The following is an 18,636-nucleotide window of genomic DNA, read 5'->3' as shown; positions in this document are numbered from 1 at the left end:
CAAGCGGCAGAATTATTTCCGATGACAATGTCATCGGCGCGGATCGCCTGACGTTCGGCGCACAGGATTATTTAATTAGCGTGCCCGACGTTAACGGCAGCGGTAATAATCAGCTGCCGGTGTTTAATTCGGCGAATATCAGCGCGCTCGCCTCGGTGACGCCCGCCAGCGAACTGCCCAACTACTACAACGTCAACGGAGAGCAATATATTGATGCCCGTGTGGCGCAGGTAAGCAACGGCACCATTAACGTGAATATCGGCGTCGACGGCGCGGCGACCACCGCCGCCACCAACGGCTGGAGCATGGCGGCGAAGCAGAGCCAGCTGTTTACCGCCAGCGGCAGCGGGGTGATGAACTGGCAGTCGGCCAACCGCATCGCCTTTACCGGCTCCTATACCGAATACACCTATAACCTGGCCTGGTGGGTGGATAACGTCGCCCAGTACAGCGGCCCCTTCAGCGTGACCACGCTGGACGGCAACAGCCGGGAATTTAACGTCGCCAGCCTCGACGATCTGCGCCAGTACAACGACTGGCTGATTGCGCAGCTGCAGAGCGGCAACCTCAGCGCAGGCAGCTACAACGGCGAATTCAATAAGGCGCTGTCGCTCTACAGTGCGCCCATCGCCTATGTGATTGACGCCGATGAGTATTACGACGAGGTGACGCTGCCGGTGGGCGAACGAACGGTGCTGAGCGCCGACGGCCCAGGTGCCAGCGTTTCGGTGCAGAAGGGGGCCACGCTGGAGGTGGTCGACTCCGACGGCGGCGCGGTGCGCGCCACCAACGGGGCGAAGGCCACCATCGACGGCAAGCTGGCCGCCAGCGGATCGGCGGCCCATGAAAACACGGCGCTGCGGCTGGATGGCGCCAGCGGCGTCAATAACGGCGTCATCAACGGCGGCTTTTTCAATAACGCCGACGGCAGCGGCGTGGATGCGGCGACGCTCGGCTACAGCGGCACTGCGGTGCTGGCGACCGGCGGCAGCCGTTTCGTCAACAACGGCGTGCTGAATGACGCCACTACGCAGCCGGGCAGCGCGCTGCGGCTCAGCGACGCCCAGGGGATCAACAACGGCGTAATTAACCTCGGCGTAGCGGAGTCGAGCGGCAGCCACAGCAGCGCGGGCGTTTTGCTCGACACCAGCGGCGCCAGCTTTATTAACACCGCAGGCGGGGTAATCTACGTCGGCCGCGCGCCGCAGAACGCGAAAAGCGACGTCGTGGAGGATGTGGCGATTAACCAGAGCGGCGGCGTGAGCGCCATTGCGCAGCAGTTTAACTCTACCGCGATCAATGACGGGCGCATCGTGCTCGGCAGCAGGGTGCAGAACGCTGCCGCCATGCGCGTTGAGAACGGGCCGGAAGCGATCGCGCTTAACAACGGCACCCTCGATCTTAACGGTCGCGCGCAGTTTCGCCCGGCGGAAAGCGTCGGCCTGCTGGCGATCGATTCCGGCAGCGGCGGGCTGGTGGGCAACAACGGCACCATCAACCTTAACGGCGACGGCGGCACCGGCATCAAGGTCATCGCCCGTGACGGCCAGCGCGCCAGCGCCTTCTCCAGTGGGGCGATTAACGTGCCCGGCCGCGCCGATACGCTGAACGGCAGCTTCAACACCGCGGTGTGGGTTAACGGGCAGGGCAGCGGCAAGGCGTCCGCCACCCTGAGTGGCCCGATCGCCCTGCAGGGCAACGGCGCGGTCGGCATTCGCGCCGAGGGCAACGCCACGGTCGATCTCACCGCCGACGCGGTGCCGCAGCTCGGCGGCAGCGGAGAGTATCAGATGGGCTTCCTCGCCATCGGACCGAACGCCAGGATCAACCTGCCGCAGGCGGGCAACTACGCCACCGGCCCTGACGACTGGTACGCCACCATTTTCCGCTATCAGGATGGCGCGGACTTCGACGGTGCGGGCCTGACCCTCGCGCCGGGCGCGGCGTTCTCCACCGGCATCGAAGCGGTGGGCGAGGGCTCGGTGGTCAACACCCACGGCGCGATCTTCAACATCGGCAACACCTCCACCGGCCTGCGCATCGAGGGCGGCGCGCAGGGCACCATCGATGCGGCGACGCAGCTGAACCTCAACGTCGGCGGCGCGACGGCGGCGGTGGTGGATGGTAACTACTACAACCTGACGCGCTACATCACCAACAGCTTTGACCAGCCTTTCGCCTCGACGCTGGTCAACCATGCGAATATCAACGGTCAGGGCAACCAGCAGATCGGTTTGATCGCCCAGTATCGCGGCGCGCTGATCAATACCGGCGATATCAACTTGCGCGGCGAACAGAGCTACGGCATCCAGGCGCTCGTCAGCGGCCAGGCGGTCAACAGCGGAACTATCAGCGTCAGCGACGGCGCGATTGCGCTCTATGCGGCGAGCTATCCATTTGACTCCCCTGGCGGAGGCAGCGTGATCACCAGCAGCGGCGCGTTGAACGTGACGGCGGGCAGCGCGGACGGCTTTTTGCCCACCACCGGCCTGTATGCGATGGGCGGCGCAGCGCGCATCGAGCAGAATGGCGTTATCAACCTCTATGGCGGCAACACGCTGGCGGGCGAGGCGCTTTATGGCGGCGCGCTGGTGCTCGGTCAGCAGAGCAAGGTGGTGTTTCACGATCCCAACCAGACCGCTTATCGGGTGGTGGAGGGAGGCGGCACCATCTATGCGTACGGCAGCAATCAGGATGTCTCTACCGACGGCTCGACGCTCTACCAGCTGGGCGACGGCGCAATCCTCTCGCTGCAGCGGTTAGGGGAGATCACCCTGAGCGGTGCCAACACCACTGGGGTGAAAATGTCCGGCAGCGCCACGCTCTATGACAATGAAACCTACTTCGTTAACGGCAAGGGCGCGGTGGCGCTGCGCGCTTCCAGCGGCGCCTACGGCGATCTGGGCGACGTGTGGCTGAACGGCGACGATACCATCGGCGCAATCAGCGAAAACGGCGACGGCGCGGTATTTAGCAACCGCAACATCATCGGCAGCGGTAAAAACGTCACCGCGCTGCAGGCGTCCGGCGGCGCGACGGTGATGAACAACGGCACCATTATCCTTGACGGCGAGAACAGCACCGGCGCGCGGCTGCTGGACGGTGGCCGCCTGATCAACAACCTCTGGATCCACGTAGCGTCTGGCATTGGGATTGACGCCAGAGAAGGGGCAAGCCTTTATCAGCCCTACAACGGCACGGTGCAGGTAGATGGAGGCATTGCTGGCGCGCGCGTGGGAGAAAACGCCATCCTCAACATTGAGGGCGACCAGCTGTTCCGCAGCGGTATCTGGGTCAAAGGTGGGGCGGACGCGGTATTGCTGGATCGCGGCGCGGCGGGGCTGCAGGCGAGTGAAATTATCCTCAGCGCCGAGGGCGGCGGCAGCGCCATCAACAACCGCGCCGAAACCGCGAATATTGCGCTAAATAACGCCTACCTTATTCCTACTAACGGCGCGGGCATCCGCTCCGCCACGTCGTTCGACTACGGCGGCAAGGCGACGATTGACGTGCAGGGCAGCGGCGTCGGCTACCTGTTCCAGAACGAAGATGGCTCCGCCACCGCGAACGACCTGGTGGTGCCGCCAGGCTACGCGATTATCGTCAACGGCAGCGGTGACGGCATCCGCGCCAACACCACCGGCCGCGTCTTCTCCAACGGCTTTATCGCTATCGCCAATGAGAATGGCGGCTCGGCGATTGTCACCCGCACCGCCAGCGAGGTGATTAACCGTGGCTCGATTATCTCCTACAGCCGCGTCGCGCCGGTAATCGACCTGCGCGGCGGCCAGACGCTGTTTATCAACCAGGGCGATATCAGCGCGGAATACCCGGAAACGCCGATCGTGGCGGGCGGCGCGACCAATGATCGGCTCGCCTTTATCGGCGGCAGCGTGGTTGGCGAGGTCGATACCGGCAACGGCAGCGATACGCTGGCCGTCACCGGCGGCACCCTCAACGGTAGCCTTACCATGGGCAGCGGCGAGAACAACCAGGCGCTGATCGAGAACGTCAGCCTGGCGAATACCCGCCATATCACCACCGCGGGCGGCGTCGGCAGCACGCTCAGCTTCCGCAACATCGACGCCAGCGGCGGCTCCTTCAGCGGCGACGACCTCAGCAAAGGGGTTAACCTCGGCGCAGGCTGGAGCACGCTCAACTTCACCAAAACCCAGTGGACGCTGACCGATAACCTGAAGCTGGCGCACAGCACCATCAACATCGACCGCGACTCCACGCTGTTTGCCGGGAATAACGTCAACCCGCTGCTGGCGGGCGCCACCGACGACTCGCTGGTGGTGAACAACGCCGGTACGCTCGATCTGAGCAACGGCGGCGCGGCTAATAATTTGCTGACCATCGACGGCACGCTGGCGTCGCTCGGCGGCACGCTGCGGCTGGCGACGCGGCTGAGCGGCGCAGGCGGCCAGAGCGACGCGTTGCGGGTGAACGGCGACGTTACCGGCACCACGCTGATTGACGATCGTATTCTCGCCGGCAGCGCCGCGACGCAGAGCGACGCCAGCGGCGACGGCGCGATCGATCGCCGCGAAGGCGTCTCGCTGGCGCAGGTTTCCGGCAGCGCCAGCGCCGACAGCTTCGCGCTGCAGGGCGGCTATCTCGCCGCCGGGCCCTGGCAGTACGGGCTCTATGCGTTTGCGCCTGACGGCAGCGGCGCGGGCTGGGACTACCGGCTCGCTAACCGCTACGTGTGCGAGGACGGCACGCTGTGCCAGCCGCAGGCGGGAGGTGCTGCATCGCGCGCGGCGCGTCCGGCGCTGGCGCCGCAGGTGCCCTCCTATCTCTCTACGCCGGTCGGTCTCGCCTACTACACCCAGGCGATCACCGACGACCTGCATAAGCGCCTCGGCGAGCTGCGCGACGGCCAGCGCAGCGGCACGGGCGGCGAGCTGTTCCTGCGCTATCTCGGCTCGAACCTGACCTATCAGAGCAACCGCGACCTGAGCGACTACGGCTTTGACGCTGATATCGACTACAGCGCGGTGCAGCTCGGCGGCAACCTGCTGCAGCTGGACGGCGCGAGCGACAGCCTGCGCGGCGGCGTCGCCTATACGCGCGGCAATACGCGCATTCGCCCGCACGCGGCCGACGGCTACAGCGCTACCACCTTCGACAGCGACAGCGTCTCGTTCTACGGCACCTGGCAGCGCGACAGCGGCTTCTATCTGGACGGCTCGCTGAGCTGGAGCTGGCACCGCGGCGACACCGATATCGCGCGGCAAAAAGAGGTGGCGAAGCTGAAGGCTGACGGCTGGAGCGCCTCGCTGGAGTCGGGCTATCCGTTTGTTTTCGCCAACGGCCTGCGTCTTGAGCCGCAGGCGCAGCTGACCTGGATGCGTCTGAAGTTCGATGACGCCACCGATAAGGATGGCACCACCGTGAACTTCAACGACGACGACCAGACCATCGGCCGTCTCGGCGCGCGGCTGGATCGCACCTGGCAGGACGACGCGCAGCGTGACTATACCCCTTACCTGCGCGCCAGCTACTCCCACGGCTGGGGCGGCGGCTCGAAGGTCAACGTCGGCGCGGCGGGAAGCGACATTAGCCAGGATTTTGACAGCGGCAGGTTCGGGCAGATGTGGGACGTCGGCGTAGGCGGCACCACCCGCTTCCGCAACGACGTGTCGCTCTACGCCGAGGCGGACTACCGCAAGGAGATTGACGGCAACGGCGCGAAGGGGTGGCGCTATAACGCCGGGGTGCGCTGGACGTTTTGAGTGCGAATGGCAAACCGCACAGATGTTAAAGCGCGGGTGGGGCGGGACGAAGAGCAAAGCGTCCCGCGACAGGGATGTCGCGGGCCGAGCGCGCAGGGAAGCCTTGAGCGACTTTGCGATCGGGCCGTCCCACCCGCGCCGTGCCCGCAGAAGAAAAAGAAAGGGCCGCTGATGAGGCGGCCCTTGTTTTACAGACACATTGAGGGAGGAGCACTGATGCCGTCGCGCGTCGCGTCGCGGCGGCGTCAGATTTTTAGAACTGGTAGGTCACGCCCAGCGCAACCACGTCGTCGTTGTTCAGGCTCAGACGGTTGTCGTCGTCCAGCTGGTTGATTTTGTAATCCACGAACGCCGACATATTTTTGTTGAAGTAGTAGGTGGCGCCCACGTCGATATACTTCACCAGATCCGCGTCGCCGATACCGTTTTCGATATCTTTGCCTTTGGTCTGCACGTAGCCCAGTGACGGACGCAGGCCGAAATCAAACTGATACTGCGCCACCAGCTCGATGTTCTGCGCTTTATTCGCCGCGCCCGCTGCCGCCAGGCCCGTTGCGCGGTTGGTACCGCTAAACGGCGTCATGTTGCGCGTTTCGGTGTAGATCGCCGCCAGGTAGACGCTGTTGGCGTCATATTTCACGCCTGCGCCCCAGGAATCTGCCCGGTCGCCCTGACCGTAAACGCGCGCCTGCTGCTGGTTGGTGCGGTCGGAAGAGGTGATGGCTGACATCACGCTGATGCCGGTATCGCCGAGTGTGTAGCCCAGCGATGCGCCGTAGCCGTCGCCGTTCTGGCGGTTAATGTCGGTACGCGAGTTGGTGCCGTTGGCGTCGTTGCGGCCCTGGTACTGCAGCGCGAAGCGCAGGCCGTCAACCAGGCCGAAGAAGTTGTTGTTGCGATAGGTGGCTACGCCGGTGGCGCGCTGCGTCATATAGCTGTCAGCACGCGCGGTGCCGTCGCCGCCGAATTCCGGGAAGACGTCGGTCCAGGCTTCGACGTCATAGAGCACGCCGTAGTTGCGGCCGTAATCCACAGAGCCGTACTGACCAAACTTCAGGCCGGCAAAGCCCAGACGGGTTTTGTTGCCGTTGTTGGCATCGGAGCCTTCAGAGTTATTGACGTTATACTGATATTCCCACTGGCCGTAGCCGGTCATCAGGTCGTTGATCTGGGTCTGGCCTTTGAAGCCGATACGTACATAGGACTTATCCCCGTCCTGGCTGTCCGCGTCGCTCAGGTAGTGCATCGCTTTTACTTTGCCGTAGAAGTCCAGCTTATTGCCGTCTTTGTTATACACTTCCGCCGCGTGAGCAGCAGAGGTCAGCGCCAGAGCAGAGACGACGAGTGCCAGTGTACTTTTCTTCATTTGCTATCAATCCCGATGAGTAAAATGTGTTATGCCCCTGAAAAGGGCTGATAAAACAGGGGACGTTTTACCGTCTGGAGATGAACGTTTTATGACATTTTTTCTGACTTCTTGTGATATGCGAACTTTTGGTCTACCCGCTTGTCTCGGGTTTTTCGTGCTTTTCCCCGGCGGAGAGTTGGCTTCGCTTCCTACTCCTGATAAAAAGTTCCTTCGCAGAAATTTTTTTATTTTTTAACGTAAACGGCAGGAAATATGAGCGGCAGTCAGACCCTGGTGGTCAAATTGGGGACCAGCGTCCTTACCGGCGGTTCGCGCCGGTTGAATCGGGCGCATATGGTGGAGCTGGTTCGTCAGTGCGCGCAGCAGCACGCAGCCGGCCATCGCATTGTGATCGTCACCTCCGGCGCAATGGCCGCCGGGCGCGAACACCTGGGTTACCCGGAACTGCCCCCTACCATCGCCTCAAAGCAGCTGCTGGCTGCGGTGGGGCAGAGCCGTTTAATTCAGCTGTGGGAACAGCTGTTCTCTATCTACGGCATTCATATCGGCCAGATGCTGCTGACCCGCGCGGATATGGAGGATCGCGAGCGTTTCCTCAACGCCCGCGACACCCTGCGCGCGCTGCTGGATAACCATATCGTGCCGGTGATCAACGAAAACGACGCGGTGGCCACCGCAGAGATTAAAGTCGGCGATAACGATAACCTGTCGGCGCTGGCGGCAATGCTGGGCGGCGCTGACAAGCTGCTGCTGCTCACCGATCAGCAGGGGCTTTATACCGCCGATCCGCGCAGCAATCCGCAGGCGGAGCTGATTGCCGACGTGCATGAAATCGACGACGCGCTGCGCGCGCTGGCGGGCGACAGCGTCTCCGGCCTGGGCACTGGCGGCATGTCCACCAAGCTGCAGGCGGCAGACGTCGCCTGTCGCGCTGGCATCGACACCATTATTGCCGCGGGCAGCCGTCCCGGCGTGATCGCCGACGTGATCGCCGGCAAGCCGGTCGGCACGCGCTTTCACGCCATGCAGACGCCGCTGGAGAACCGCAAGCGCTGGATCTTCGGCGCGCCCCCGGCCGGTGAGATCACCGTGGACGACGGCGCGCTGGCGGCGATGCTGGAGCGCGGCAGCTCGCTGCTGCCGAAGGGCATCCGCGAGGTGCGCGGTAACTTTTCGCGCGGCGAGGTAATCCGCATTCGCAGCCTGCAAGGCCGTGATATTGCGCACGGCGTCTCGCGCTACAACAGCGATGCGCTGCGCATCATCGCTGGCCACCACAGCCAGCAGATCGGGGAGATCCTCGGCTACGAATATGGCCCGGTGGCCGTACATCGCGACGACATGATCGTCAGTTAAGGAGCGGTCAAATGCTTGAAGAAATGGGAAAAGCGGCGCGCGCCGCCGCATATAAGCTGGCCGATCTGTCGACCGCTGAGAAAAACCAGGTGCTGCTGGCGATCGCCGACCGTCTCGACGCGGAGCGCGAGGCGATTCTGGCGGCCAACGAGCAGGATCTCGCCGATGCGCGCGCCAGCGGCATGAGCGCCGCGCTGCTCGATCGCCTGATGCTCAACCCGCAGCGCCTGAGCGCTATCGCCGACGACGTGCGCAAGGTGTGCCAGCTCGCCGATCCGGTCGGCCAGCTGATCGACGGCGGCCAGCTCGACAGCGGGCTGCGTATCGAACGTCGCCGCGTGCCGCTCGGCGTGGTCGGGGTGATCTATGAAGCGCGCCCCAACGTCACGGTGGATGTCGCCAGCCTCTGCCTGAAAACCGGCAACGCGTCGATTCTGCGCGGCGGAAAAGAGACGTGGCGCACCAACGCCGCCACGGTGCGCGTGATCCAGAACGCGCTGCAGGCGTTCGGGCTGCCGGCGGCGGCGGTGCAGGCGATTGAAAACCCAGATCGCGAACTGGTGAATCAGCTGCTGAAGCTCGATCGCTACGTCGATATGCTGATCCCGCGCGGCGGCGCCGGCCTGCACAAGCTGTGCCGCGAAAACTCCACCATTCCGGTGATCACCGGCGGCATCGGCGTCTGCCATATCTATCTTGATGAGACCATGGAGGTCGCGCCCGCGCTGGAGGTGATCGTCAACGCGAAAAAACAGCGCCCCAGCGCCTGCAACTCGCTGGAAACCCTGCTGATCCACCGCGCCGCCGCCGATCGCTTCCTGCCCGCGTTTACCGCGCGTATGGCGCAGGAGGGGATCCCACTGCACGCCGACGAAAATCTGCTGGCGCGGCTGCAGGAGAGCCCCGCCAGCGTCACGCCGATTGAGCAGGGCGACTACGATGACGAGTGGCTATCGCTCGACCTTAACGTGAAGCTGGTGGATAACATGGACGCGGCTATCGACCATATCCGTATGCACGGCACCCAGCATTCCGACGCCATCCTGACGCGCAGCACGCAGAACGCCAGTCGCTTTGTGAAACAGGTCGACTCCTCGGCGGTGTACGTCAACGCCAGCACGCGTTTTACCGACGGCGGTCAGTTCGGTCTCGGCGCGGAGGTGGCGGTGAGCACGCAGAAGCTCCATGCGCGCGGCCCGATGGGGCTGGAGGCGCTGACGACCTACAAATGGGTCGCGTGGGGCGACGATACGCTGCGCCCCTGATTGCGAATTTATTTAACAAAAAGGGTGTCCAGAGCGGGCGCCCTTTTTTTTACCCCCTGTTTTTCGATCCAGTTAAATTTGGAGTTTTCAGGTGCGACTTTCAGCGCGTCTGAACGCTACTTTTTTTTCAACAAAGTGGCTGTCTGTTTTTTGCCCGTTTTTCTACGGAACATTCCTGAAAGCCGCGCCGCAACGGGGCAAGGCGCGATTGAGACTGGTTGCCCAGAGCGTCAGGAGGATAATGATAATTAGCGTTGCTTTACAAAAGCAATTGGGTAGCAAACGGACGGTAATATAAAATGAACTGGTAGCAATAATGAAAATAACATCCAGTATCTCCTCTATGGCAGATTATTAACTAATGGTTAAAAAAGAGAGTACGAGACAAGCTTTCACTGCCAGGCTGATTGCCGCATGCGAAAGTGCGGGAATTGTCGGACATGGACGAAATAAACAGGTTGCCAAAGCGTTACAGCAGCTGGGGTGCAAAATATCGACGCCGGGCGTGTGGAAGTGGTTCAACGCGCAGTCCGTGCCGGATGATAATAATTTGCTGGCGCTAAGCCGCCTGCTGGGCGTACGGGTTGAATGGCTGCAGTACGGGATGGAAAAGCCCGCCGAATCGCTGTCGCTCGACAGCCTGAAGGCGCAGCGCAACGTCTTTCGTATCGAAAGCCTTGATATTGGGCAGAAGTCAGCATCGGGGCTGCACGCGCGCGATGAGTTTGTTGAGACCATCCATGCCATTGAATATGGCATGGATGAGGCGCGCGTGCTGTTCAACGGCCGTCCAGCAGAGAACATTCGGTTGATAGCGATCAACAGTGACTCAATGGTAGAGACCTTCGCACCGCGCGATCAGCTGTTCGTGGACATCAGCGTGAAGTTTTTCGACGGGGATGGCATCTACATTTTCACCCTCGATAACCAGCTCTACCTCAAGCGTTTGCAGCTTCAGCATAAAAAAATTGCTGTTATTTCAGATAATAAGCGCTATGAAACCTGGTATCTTAATCGGGAGGACGTCGACAGTATGCAGGTCATGGCCAAGGTGATCCTGAGCCAGGCGCGGAACTATCAGCTGCTGGGTTAACCTTTGGTTAAAATCTGTGCGTCTGCAACCTGCTGAAAAAAATAATTCAGCAGAATTCAAAAATTTAACCAATGGTAAATAAAAAATTAACTGTTGGTGTTTGATAAAGCATAAGAACAGGTTAATAATTTGAGCGTGGACCAACGAAGCCCTTCTCTCACGGAGTGAGCCGCTCTTAAACAATCGAGGCGCTGCACAAGCGCGAATCAAACCATCCAAAGTCAGTGAACTTTGGGATGGGGTGGATGCGCACATGCAGCGTCGTCAGATGCCGCCTTTTTCTCCCAACTCGCGCTTAGCCTGGCTGTTATTACAGCCGGGGCATTGCGCTGTGAGCGGAAAACGCGGCATCCGGGACGGTTCGGCTTGCCGAAAACCCATGCCTGCCACCCCATCGCCAAAGACTCATTCACAGGAGGAGTTATGGCGATAATACACTATGGCAAAAGCGTCTTTGTAGGTAATGCCCGCACCCGCAGGCATCGGCGGCGCCAGCCGCTCAGTCGACTCAAGCTCAGCATCGATCAGGCGCTGGGTTGCGAACCCGAAAATCCCCCGTTACGTCACGCCGAGCGCATCGCACAGCGTCCTGTGACCTCGCGTGTTGAGCGGGCGATTGCCCCGACGCCCGTTAACCATTCTGAGACCGCCAGCTTCGATAACTGCTGTTTGCCGCATGTGCATCTCTATGCCGTGCGCTAAATCTGCTCTCTATCCGCCTGTACCGCTGTATCTCATCTTTTCTCCCGTTTTACCTGGACGGGAATTCTCCTCGTACTGTTTAGTCCTGCTGCTGCTTTCACCGGCAGTTTTGCTGGGGTTATTCCTGGCACTGATCAGTGCGATTTAACTGTTGTTGTCGCATGGAGAACATCTTTCCATGCCCGGAAATGAGGAATGGTCATGAGCCAGATTATTGAGATTCTCAATTTTGAAGAGGGTTACGTCGAAGCGCCTTACCTCGACACGCAGGGCTTCCCTACCGTGGCGGGGGGCATACGTATCGGCCCGAAAGGCGCGTCGCTCAATAACTATGTGTTTCGCGTGCCGCGCCAGGTCGGCGACGTCTGGAAGAAGTGCATTATCGAGGGCAAAGCCCAACAGATGCAGGGCGCGCCGCTGCTGAAGCAGGCGCTGGCGAAGTGCAACGACGCGCGCAGCGATGTGCTTTACAGCATGGCCTATCAGCTCGGCGTCGACGGACTCGCCCTGTTTAAAAACATGCTGACCGCCGTGGCGGCCGAGGATTACGACAGCGCGGCCAACGCCATGCTTAACAGCCTGTGGGCGCGCCAGACGCCGGGACGCGCCCGTCGTCATGCCGAAGTGATGCGCAGCGGCACCTACGACGTCTACAGGGGGCTGCTATGAGATGGCTCTTTTTTATCATCGCCGTGCTGATGGTGGTAATCGTGCTGCTGATTATGCAGCGCTTTACCACGCTGGAGTTCGTGACGCATGCGCGCCTGCTGTTTAAAACCTGGTCGGTCTGGCTGGCGTCGCTCGGGTCAATGCTCAGCGCCTGGGTGCAATCTTTCCCCGCCGCCTCGGTGGATGCCTGGAACACCCTGCCGGAAGACGTGAAAGCCATTCTGCCCCACAACTACCTCGGCCTGATCGGCGCCTTTATGGTGGCGATGGGCGTGATCGCGCAGTTTGTGCGGCAGAAAAATCTGGTGCAGCAGAAGCAGCAGCTGGAGGCGAAAAAATCATGAGTCTGTTTACCGCACTGCTTAGCGGCGGCTGGCACTGGCTCGCCGTCATCGGCGCGCTGATCGCCGCGCTGGGCGCCAGCTACTTCGGCGGCAAAAAGATCGGCAAGGTGCAGCAGCAGGCCGAAGCCGATACGAAGAGCGCGCAGAAAGAGGCGGCGCAAACTGCCGCCGTCGCGAAACAGCAACAACAGCATCGCGAGGAGGCGACCCGTGTTAGCACCGAGAACAGCAATCTTGATGACGCTGCTGCTCGCGACAAGCTGCAGCAGTCGAAATACAACAAGCCCTGAGCCCACGGCCATTACCGATTCGGCCTGCGTGCTTTTTTCCCCGATTTACACCCACGGCGACGATGCGCAGCGTATGGACGTTCGCACCGTTCGCGCCATCAATACCCACAACGACATGTGGGATCGGCTTTGCGGCCATCCGGCCAAACCCTAATTAACGACGTGCTTTAGTACCCAAAAATCCTGAGGAGGATACCATGATCGAAGTGAACTCATATGCTGAACTGCGTACCACCAAACCTGCAGCCTCAGGCCAGGTCGCCAGCCTGAACCGCTACTACGACAAGGATTCCACCTTCCGTGGCGGCGGCGATTTTGTCGGCTATCTCGGCACCACTACGCTGAAAGATGACGGCGGCACCATTGCGGTTGGCGACGGTTTCTACTGGAAGCGCACCATCAACGATCCCACCGAGCTGAACGTACTGCACTTCGGGGCGAAAGGGGACGGCTACGCCGACGATACCGAAGCCTTTATGCGCATGTACAACTGGACCAAGGCCTGGAACGCCAACTGCGTCGCGATACCGGTGCGTTTTCCCGGCGGGAAATTCCTGATCAAGCCGATCGATCTCAGCGCCGCAGAATCGACCTTCTTTGGTCTGCTCGGTGATGATACGCCGCTGGGCTCGCTGCCGCGCACCACCATCATCTCCGATAAAAGCAATACGCCGGTGTTTAAGGTAAAAGCGCGCCGCACGGTGATCACAGGGATGGCGTGGAACGGCCAGGCGAGCGCCGATACGGTGAAAAATACCGGCACCATCACCCCCGACCTGGTGAGCAACAATCAGCCGTTCTTCGAGAACACCTGTATCGAGGGTGAAACGGTGAATATTCACTGCTTCCGCGCGCAGAACACCGGCGGCACGGTGTTCAAGCTGCTGGATACGCTCGACAGTAAGTTCGACCAGATCTATACCCTCTACACCTATTCGCGCGTGTTTGATGTAGGCTGGTCAAACTCACCGCGCGGCGTCTGGGATCACTCAACGGCGATCGAGCTGAGCAACGCCAACTTCCAGACCGGCTATGGCGACGCCACGCTCTATATGCCGCGCGTCACCCAGGGGATTATGCGCAACGTCTGGATTGAACATACGCGCAACCCGGGCGATCTCTCCGACGGCGGCTGGACCATCGACACGCTGAACATTGAGGATTGCGGCAGCCCGTTCAATCTGAACAATGCGCGCGTGGTGATGCGTCAGATCGGCCTGCAGTCCGGGGCGAGGATCTCTCAGGACGCCGCCAGCGGCCGCTGGCTCTCTACCTTCGAGTATGGTTATCGCCGTGATGAAAACCACGGCACCTTTATGACCGGCTCGCTGCGGGTAGGGTACTTCAGCGGTTATAAGGTCACCAACAATACCGCTACCGATAACTGGTATCGCCTCGGTCAGTTCTTTTTCCCCAACGCTAACCAGCAGTGGGTTATCGAGATGATCGGCAAAGGCGACGCCACCTCGCCATCCACCACCGCCGCTTCGCCGGTGAACATGGTGGGCACCGGTAAAACCATCATTAACCTGCAGCGGCTGGAAACCGTCTGGGCCGACGCCCACCATATGGGGCAGCCGGCGGTGCTGGATATCCGCTACAACCGCGTCGGCACCACCTACGCGATGGTCTGGGTAAAGCTGGCGGCAAACAGTGGGGACACCATGTTCAACCTGAAATGTACCGGCCCGACGCGCTTCGATGCCGGTTCATGCTCGCTGTTCCAGTCTGATATGTCGATGGTAACGGATACCACCAAAATGGGGACGCTGAAGCCGGCAGCGCGCTTTGGCCTGCACAATGGAGTGGCGGGTATCGGCGCTAACGAGAAAGGCGTAGTCACGCTCGCGACGACCGCGGGTACGCCGACAAACAAAACCACGCCCTCGGGCTTTGTGCTGATCAATATCAATGGTACCGACCGCAAGGTTCCTTATTACGATTGATGAGAGGCACTTTTTGGCGAGGCTCCGGCCTCGCCTTTTTTTTTGTTTTTGGCCCGGTAAGCGCACAGGGAAAGGCGGCTGCCGTGCTCTTTTCGTTCTCAGATGACGAGAAAAGCAGCATCCGCGCGCGGCGGCTCTTGACGGAAGTGTCGCTTTTTTCTAACTTAATGCCCCGTAGTTCTCACCTCCATGCCGGTGTAGCTCAGTTGGTAGAGCAGCGCATTCGTAATGCGAAGGTCGCAGGTTCGACTCCTGTTTCCGGCACCAGTTGTTTCAAGACTGTCGCGCTAATCCCTCTCTTTTTCCATTTTGTGGAACAGATTTGGCACCGCAGCGGTTCCGTCAAATTTCCTCCAGACAACGCAAGTTCACCGGCTTGTTCTTATGGTTAGCTTAACTGTCATTCTCTTTGCAAACGCTTAACATTACGTGCCTGTGAAATGTGCTTAATATCAATTACATGGCATTGATCGGGCAAGGTGAGATGATTTTTTGTTTGCTATTAAGTAGCGCGCTATATATATTCCCCTCATCCCGAATGTGCCGCAGTGCAGTAAAGGCGATGCATTTAAGTAGTGTGCGATTTAATAGCGATTAAACACAAGGAGTCCTCCTATGACCATTAAGCAGACCGTTTTAGCGCTGGCGCTGGCCGCCGCGTCCGCCAATAGCTTCGCCGACGCGCCGCAGCCGGAGCGCCACGTACAGACTTTTTTAAACGCGCTGAACAGCAGCGGCGGCAAACCTATTGAGCAGCTCTCGCCGCAGGCGGCGCGCGAGGTGCTGATCGGCGCGCAAAAGGGGGCGACGCTGCCTGAGGCTGAGGTGACGGAAAAAACCATTGAGGTGAACGGCCAGCCTTTAAAACTGAATATCGTTAAGCCCAAAGGGGCGCAGGGCACGCTGCCGGTGTTTATGTTCTTTCACGGCGGCGGCTGGGTATTAGGGGATTTTCAGACCCATGAACGCCTGGTGCGCGACCTGGTGGTAGCGTCGGGCGCCGCCGCGGTCTTCGTGAACTACACGCCGTCGCCGGAAGCGCACTATCCCGTTGCCATCAACCAGGCCTACGCCGCGACCCGCTGGGTGGCGGAGCACGGCGCCGAGATTGGCGTAGACGGCAAGCGCCTGGCGCTGGCGGGCAACAGCGTCGGCGGCAACATGGTGGCGGCGGTGGCGCTGCAGGCGAAGCAGCAGCATACCCCGGCGATTCGCTATGAGGTCATGCTGTGGCCGGTGACCGACGCGCGCTTCGATACCGGCTCCTATCAGCAGTTCCAGAAGGGCTATTTCCTGACGCGCAATATGATGAAATGGTTCTGGGATAACTACACCACCAAAGCTGGCGACCGTAACAATATTTTGGCGTCGCCGCTGCGCGCAACCCGCGAACAGCTGCAGGGACTGCCGCCTACCTTAATTCAGACCGCCGAGCTGGATGTGCTGCGCGATGAAGGCGAGGCCTTTGGCCGCAAGCTGGACGCGGCGGGCGTTGACGTCACGGTCACGCGCTATAACGGTCTGATCCACGACTACGGCCTGCTGAACGGGCTGAGCGACGTGCCGGCGGTGCGTAGTGCGCTGCGCCAGGCGGCCGATGGGCTGAAAACGCACCTGAACTGATGCTGCGCCAGGCGAAACGCCTGGCTTTTTTCCCTTTGCCGCAGCACAAAAAAAGTATGGCATTCGCCTCCTGCCAGGTTAAATTTGCAAAATCATACGGTTAATCTACTCACTACGGCAGGATACGGAGATGTTTGCAAAGCACTATGAGGTTGATGAAAAGCATATCGATTTCCAGGGCATCGTCGATGGCCTCTACTATCCGTTCTATATGGAATGGGCGCGCCATGCCTATATGCGTGAAGCGCTGGGCATCGACATTGAAGAGGAGTTCAAACAGGGACGCCTGTATATGGTGCTGGAATATTCGCTGCGCTTCCGTAAAAGCCTGCAAAAGGGCGACCGCCTGGAGGTGACCTGCGCGCTGGAGAAAAATGACAAGCGCAACCGGGTCAACTTCGTGCAGCAGATCAAGGTCGACGGCGTTATTTATGCTGAGGCGACCTTTGTCTGCACCTGTCTCAGCAACGGCAGGCCCAGCATGCCCGATGCGGTGATAAATGCGCTGAATGCGCTTTAACCTGGTGTATGAAGGGCGTAAGCCAGCCCTTCATCGCTTTGCGCGACGGTCGTGCCTGGTTTTCCTCTGCCCTGACGCCTCGCTCAATTCTTAGTTCAATCAGCAAAATTTACGCGATCTGCGTCACGTTAACAGCCTTAATTTTTCCCCTCTTTTTTCCCCGTTTTTTCACATCAGCATTGTTTAACCTGGCGCTATGCGCTGAAGATATATTGTTATTACCCTTAAGAGAGCATAATTAACCGCTGATAAATAGCGACGCTTTCGAGAAATAAAAATTATTAAGCGCGGCTAACAGGCTTTGGCATCGCATTTTGCGATGCCATGAAAGCACTACGATTTTTATTTTTATCTACCAGGGTAATTCCTAATGGATAAGCTTTTCCTGACGTCATCGAAGCGCGATTTTTATTCGAGGTGTTCCCGCCTTTTAATGGTTCATGTACTGAAAGGCCGTCGATGTCACAGATAAGCGTAATGCCTGCTTATCCATTAATTCTGATGGATAAGCAGAGCGCCTGTGCGGAAATTCCGGTTTAGCGCTCATCCCATTGACGCAATAAAAGCACCACGTAATATCTCTTCATTCAATCCTGATTTTTTCTGTAGTCGCACAACACTTATCCGGGAAAAAAACAAAAACGCTGACGTGAGCCCGGCACTAAAATTTTATTGCAGTTATTGCCGCGCTTTTTAGCGCGGAGGTAAAAACATGTCCAGAGGATCTATGGTGACGCTCAGCAACCCGTTAATTAGCGTAATTGTGCCGGTCTATAATGCCGAAAATTCGATTATTCGCTGCGTTGAAAGCGTGCTGGCGCAGTCGGTGCCGCACCTTGAGCTCATTCTGGTGGACGACGGGTCAACCGACAGCTCGCCGCTAATGCTGGAGAGCTGGAGCGACCATCCTCAGGTGCGCGTGATCACCCAGCAGAACGCTGGCGTTTCGGCGGCGCGTAATGCCGGTATTGCCGCCTCGCGCGGCGCCTATTTGCGCTTCGTCGATGCAGATGACTTTCTGCCCGCCAATGCGCTAAGCCTCTGCCTGGCACTGATGAATGAGGAGGTCGGCCTGATTGTCGGCGAGTCGCAGCACTTTACGCCACAGGGCGAGCCGATTGCGCGCGCCTTTCCGCCTGAGGCGCAGCGCGTGCTCAGCGCCAGCGACGCGGTCAACGATCTGCTCTATTTCCATCCGCGCCACGGTATCTGCGACAAACTCTTCAATGGCGAGCTGATCCGCGCGCATCAGCTGCGCTTTAACGAACAGATCGCCAATTTTGAGGATCTGCTGTTTGTGATGCAGTATCTCAGCCTGCTCAGCACGCAGCAGGTCATCTGCATCAACAGCGTGATTTATCACTACGTGGAGTCAGAGAACTCGGCGACGCGCTCGTCGGTGCGCGAAAAGCATTTCTCCTTCGCCCGTTCATTTAGCGAGATGCAGCGGCTGCTGTCGCGCAGCAACGATAAGTTTTTCTATTTTCTGCTGCTAAAGGTCTCTTCTGCCTATTTATATAAGGCTATCGCCTCCGGCGAATTTAACGCCGCTTTTATCAACGACCATATTCGGCGCTATCGCAAGGCCTTTAAAGCCTATCTCTCTTCCGGCGTCATCGTTAACGGCTGGAGTCTCTACTTCACGCTCTTTTTTTGCTCGCCGCGCCTGGTTTCGCAACTGCGCAAGCTGGCACAAAGCGGGAGGCGCGAAGGATAAC

Annotated in this window: 14 protein-coding genes and 1 tRNA gene; 14 read left to right on the top strand and 1 reads right to left on the bottom strand. The window is 59.6% G+C overall.

Going from position 1 to position 18,636, the window contains the following annotated elements:
• Positions 1-80: 80 nt before the first annotated feature.
• Positions 81-5,741 (top strand): autotransporter outer membrane beta-barrel domain-containing protein, encoded by a 5,661-nt coding sequence (locus tag Q9R34_RS02150; protein ID WP_485892209.1) that lies wholly within the window; start codon positions 81-83, stop codon positions 5,739-5,741.
• A gap of 253 nt (positions 5,742-5,994) precedes the next feature.
• Here Q9R34_RS02150 and ompC read toward each other — a convergent pair whose 3' ends face one another.
• Positions 5,995-7,107: a porin OmpC gene (ompC, locus tag Q9R34_RS02145; protein WP_434124100.1), complete on the bottom strand. Its 1,113-nt coding sequence runs from the start codon at positions 7,105-7,107 to the stop codon at positions 5,995-5,997.
• Positions 7,108-7,362: 255 nt separating this feature from the next.
• On the opposite strand from ompC, the gene proB reads away from it, so the two are divergent.
• The 13 genes from proB to Q9R34_RS02080 all read left to right on the top strand — a co-directional run bounded on the left by proB (position 7,363) and on the right by Q9R34_RS02080 (position 18,635).
• Positions 7,363-8,466 (top strand): glutamate 5-kinase, encoded by a 1,104-nt coding sequence (gene proB, locus Q9R34_RS02140; RefSeq protein ID WP_434124099.1) that lies wholly within the window; start codon positions 7,363-7,365, stop codon positions 8,464-8,466.
• Between the two features lie 11 nt (positions 8,467-8,477).
• The gene (gene proA, locus Q9R34_RS02135; protein WP_485892207.1) at positions 8,478-9,731 is read left to right on the top strand and encodes a glutamate-5-semialdehyde dehydrogenase; all 1,254 of its coding nucleotides are present in this window, start codon (positions 8,478-8,480) and stop codon (positions 9,729-9,731) included.
• Between the two features lie 361 nt (positions 9,732-10,092).
• The gene (locus Q9R34_RS02130) at positions 10,093-10,824 is read left to right on the top strand and encodes a S24 family peptidase (RefSeq protein ID WP_434124097.1); all 732 of its coding nucleotides are present in this window, start codon (positions 10,093-10,095) and stop codon (positions 10,822-10,824) included.
• 423 nt (positions 10,825-11,247) lie between these two features.
• Positions 11,248-11,526 carry a transcriptional antitermination N peptide gene (locus Q9R34_RS02125; RefSeq protein ID WP_485892206.1) on the top strand — a complete coding sequence of 93 codons (279 nt, stop codon included), beginning with the start codon at positions 11,248-11,250 and terminating at the stop codon, positions 11,524-11,526.
• Positions 11,527-11,727: 201 nt separating this feature from the next.
• Positions 11,728-12,195, top strand: a complete 468-nt coding sequence (locus Q9R34_RS02120; RefSeq protein WP_434124095.1) for a lysozyme family protein — start codon at positions 11,728-11,730, stop codon at positions 12,193-12,195.
• Positions 12,192-12,539, top strand: coding sequence for a DUF7940 domain-containing protein (locus tag Q9R34_RS02115; protein ID WP_434124094.1), 348 nt, complete (start codon positions 12,192-12,194; stop codon positions 12,537-12,539). Before Q9R34_RS02120 ends, Q9R34_RS02115 begins: the two co-directional genes overlap by 4 nt.
• Positions 12,536-12,829, top strand: coding sequence for a hypothetical protein (locus Q9R34_RS02110; protein WP_434124093.1), 294 nt, complete (start codon positions 12,536-12,538; stop codon positions 12,827-12,829). Before Q9R34_RS02115 ends, Q9R34_RS02110 begins: the two co-directional genes overlap by 4 nt.
• Positions 12,830-12,857: 28 nt before the next feature.
• Positions 12,858-12,983: a hypothetical protein gene (locus tag Q9R34_RS02105; RefSeq protein ID WP_275043380.1), complete on the top strand. Its 126-nt coding sequence runs from the start codon at positions 12,858-12,860 to the stop codon at positions 12,981-12,983.
• 43 nt (positions 12,984-13,026) lie between these two features.
• On the top strand, positions 13,027-14,775 hold the full coding sequence (locus Q9R34_RS02100) for an amylovoran biosynthesis protein AmsF (protein WP_485892204.1): 1,749 nt from the start codon (positions 13,027-13,029) through the stop codon (positions 14,773-14,775).
• A 191-nt stretch (positions 14,776-14,966) separates the two neighbouring features.
• Positions 14,967-15,042 (top strand) — tRNA-Thr (locus tag Q9R34_RS02095).
• A 348-nt stretch (positions 15,043-15,390) separates the two neighbouring features.
• Positions 15,391-16,398 (top strand): alpha/beta hydrolase, encoded by a 1,008-nt coding sequence (locus tag Q9R34_RS02090; RefSeq protein ID WP_485892203.1) that lies wholly within the window; start codon positions 15,391-15,393, stop codon positions 16,396-16,398.
• Between the two features lie 130 nt (positions 16,399-16,528).
• Positions 16,529-16,918 carry an acyl-CoA thioesterase gene (locus Q9R34_RS02085; RefSeq protein ID WP_434124089.1) on the top strand — a complete coding sequence of 130 codons (390 nt, stop codon included), beginning with the start codon at positions 16,529-16,531 and terminating at the stop codon, positions 16,916-16,918.
• 712 nt (positions 16,919-17,630) lie between these two features.
• The gene (locus tag Q9R34_RS02080; protein WP_485892202.1) at positions 17,631-18,635 is read left to right on the top strand and encodes a glycosyltransferase family 2 protein; all 1,005 of its coding nucleotides are present in this window, start codon (positions 17,631-17,633) and stop codon (positions 18,633-18,635) included.
• The last annotated feature ends 1 nt before the right edge of the window (position 18,636 follow it).

This window comes from Enterobacter sp. BRE11 (assembly GCF_031844285.1).
Classification (GTDB): domain Bacteria; phylum Pseudomonadota; class Gammaproteobacteria; order Enterobacterales; family Enterobacteriaceae; genus Pantoea.
The sequence above is the reverse complement of the archived record's forward strand: the minus strand, read 5'-3'. Positions and strand labels throughout refer to the sequence as shown.